The organism is Bradyrhizobium valentinum (assembly GCF_001440405.1).
Taxonomy (GTDB): domain Bacteria; phylum Pseudomonadota; class Alphaproteobacteria; order Rhizobiales; family Xanthobacteraceae; genus Bradyrhizobium; species Bradyrhizobium valentinum.
In genome coordinates this window covers 1-2,752 of the sequence record NZ_LLXX01000072.1, presented here as the reverse complement: position 1 = coordinate 2,752, position 2,752 = coordinate 1, and the positions used below count along the sequence as shown (strand labels likewise).

2 protein-coding genes are annotated in these 2,752 nt (G+C 62.7%); both read right to left on the bottom strand.

The genetic code is table 11. From position 1 onward, the window contains the following. Positions 1-68: 68 nt before the first annotated feature. Positions 69-1,841 carry a M48 family metalloprotease gene (locus CP49_RS11830; protein ID WP_057850438.1) on the bottom strand — a complete coding sequence of 591 codons (1,773 nt, stop codon included), beginning with the start codon at positions 1,839-1,841 and terminating at the stop codon, positions 69-71. A gap of 19 nt (positions 1,842-1,860) precedes the next feature. Then, positions 1,861-2,508 carry a LemA family protein gene (locus tag CP49_RS11825; protein WP_057850437.1) on the bottom strand — a complete coding sequence of 216 codons (648 nt, stop codon included), beginning with the start codon at positions 2,506-2,508 and terminating at the stop codon, positions 1,861-1,863. Positions 2,509-2,752: the final 244 nt, after the last annotated feature.

Below are 2,752 nucleotides of genomic sequence, written 5' to 3'. Positions count from 1 at the left end.
TGGGTGTTCGCAAACTCAGCTTACCCCTGACCACCTGCCACCCCATAGGATCTACGCTTGCTGATGTATCAAGCCTTCCTGCGACCGAACTCCTTGACCGCTGGAGTGGAGTGAACCTCCCGTCGCCACGGTTGGCTTGGCGGACTCCCCCTCTCAAAACTGTCGGCTGTAATAGGATCGGAACCGGCCGCGCGCGAAACAATTTGCTTCGGCTCTACAACGCCGAAGATGCGGCGGAGCCACTTTGGTCTCGCGATTGCAATGGCGACCAAGGTGAAAAGCAGAATCGGAATGAAGTTCGAAGGCGGCGTCGGACGATCAGGAACGGCAGAGGATTGACCGACGGCGCCGGCCGTCCCGCGGACATGGAACGTGCCGCCACCGCTTGCCGCCTGCCCGCCAATTTGTGCCGCCGGCGCACTCGCCGGCGCACTGGCTGACGCAGCCGCTGAAGCATTCGTCGACGCATTCTTGGCACCGGGGCATTTCCCGTCCGGATAGGACGACCCCATGCAGAACGGTCCGGAGTTCGTCATGCGGGCGATGTCGACCATTTCGGCCGGATTGAACGTGCCGACCAGCCTGGACAGATTGCCGTCCTTTGGCCAGTAGATGAACAGCGCGACCGCGCAGGACGCCACCAGCGGAATGATCAATTTGGGCGCCAGACCGATGACGTTGCGGCGCTCATTCAATTGCCACTCTTCCCAGGCTATACAGGCGTTGTGGTACTCCCGGAATGTCTCGCGATCGGTGAGATACAACACGAAGATGTTGGTGGCGGGCGGCCGTGGCTTCTCGAGCGGCCGGCCTGACGCATCGAGCGGATAATTCAACGCAACCGATCGCGGACGCTGCCTGAATTGCGGTTGCGCCGGGCCACGAGTGTCGCGCCGCGACCGTGCGGGATTCATCAGCTCGCGCCCCAGCGTGGCGATGGCGTCGAGCCTGTCGTTGATGCTGGGATGGCTGCCGCCCTCGTGATCGGCCGGACCGTCGAACAGCAAGCCCTCGACGCGCGCGCTGCCGTGGAAGACGCCACGGCCGCCGACCTTGGCGATGGCGCTGATCAGAGCTTCGGGAAAATGCGTGACCCGGATCGCCTCGCCATCGGCAACATGATCCCGGCCGAGCTTCAGGCCGCGCCGCGCCGCGCGCGCGAGCCGCATCGACAGCATCGTCGCCGTGCTGCCGGCGAGCAACACCAGCAGCATGGGCGGAATCGCCAGAGGGATGATCATCTGGCGCCAGTCCTCGAACCGCAACGGATTGTTCATCCGCATGATGACGGCCGTTCGCATCAGCGCGTGATTTGCCGCCAGCAGCTTCGTATCGCCATGGCGGATGTGCGACGCCTCATGGGCGAGAACCGCCGCCAGTTCGTCGTCATCGAGCTTGTCGAGCAGGCCGCGCGTGACCGCGATCAACCCCGCCGCCGGCCCCTCGCCCACGGTCACGGCATTGGGTTCACTGGCCTCGATGATGCCGAAGCGGGGCAGGCGCACCCCGAGCGCGGTACATTGCTCCTCGGCAATCCGCACGAAACGCGGTTCGTCCTGACGTGACACGATTCGCACGCCGAGCGCGTGCGTCACCGCCCTCGCATGTCCACGGTACATCCGCCAGAACATGAAACCGGTCAGCGCGGCGATCGGCAATGCGTAGCGGACGGCATAACCGACCGGGTTCGAAAGGATGGTATGCTCATGGTCGAACATGAGCAGGAACATCGTCAGCGCAAACGCGCCGATCACCTCGAAGGAAACGATATAGGCCAACACCAGCCATGCCGTGCACCGCCGGTTGTGCGCGGCGTGCGTAATGTAGCCGTGAACCGCCATCGCGCCGGCTCCTTGCTGGTCAGAGGCTGACCTTGACCGGTTCTGCGAACTCCGAGCGGCGTTCGCCGAGCGTGAATTTTTCGCGCGCCGTATTTGGCCCGAGCCGTGCGATGAGGTTGCCGGGGAAAGCGCGGCGGATCGCGTTCAATTCCTCGACCGCCAGATTGTAGAATTTGCGCGCCGCAGTGATGCGATCCTCGATCCGGATCAGGTCGTCGCGCAGGGTGCCGTAATGGGCGGCGCTGGCGAGCGCCGGATACTTTTCGCTAACCGTGAAAAGGTTTTGCAGGACGTTCGCGATCTGCGTGTCGGTCTGGATCACGCCGCCGCCGCCGCTGAGCGCTTCCAGGGCATCGATACGGGCGTCCAGCACATCCCGGATCACGTCGTGTTCCTTCGCCGCAAAGGCACGGACGACCTCGACCAGATTGCCGATCAACGTGTGCCGTTCGATCAAGAGCGCATCGACGTCGCCGAACGCTGCATCTGCCCGCTCGTCGAGCTGGGCGATCAACGCATGGTGGAAACGAATTTTCAAAGCGAGCCAGAGCACGGCGCCGATCAGGAGCCATAGCCACCACTGATCCAGGGCAAAGTTGGCGGCGCGGATCAGGCGCCCGGAGAGGTCGATCGATTGAAGGAATGTCTCGCCGGAGGTTGAAGGCATGGTGGTTCCCTGAGACGCGATTTTTCGGAAACCTGTACATTCCACCAACTAACATTCCACGCCGGCGACAGCTTAAATTGTAACGAATTCAGCCATGTCGGTTAAAGGCGGCGGAGCGTCGCGGCGGCAAGTAGCCCGCATGAGCGGAGCGATATGCCGGAACGGCAGCGACGAAAACCCGGATGTCACTTCGCTCATCCGGGCTTGTATGGGGATATGGTTGTCAAGGGGAATGATTGATCAG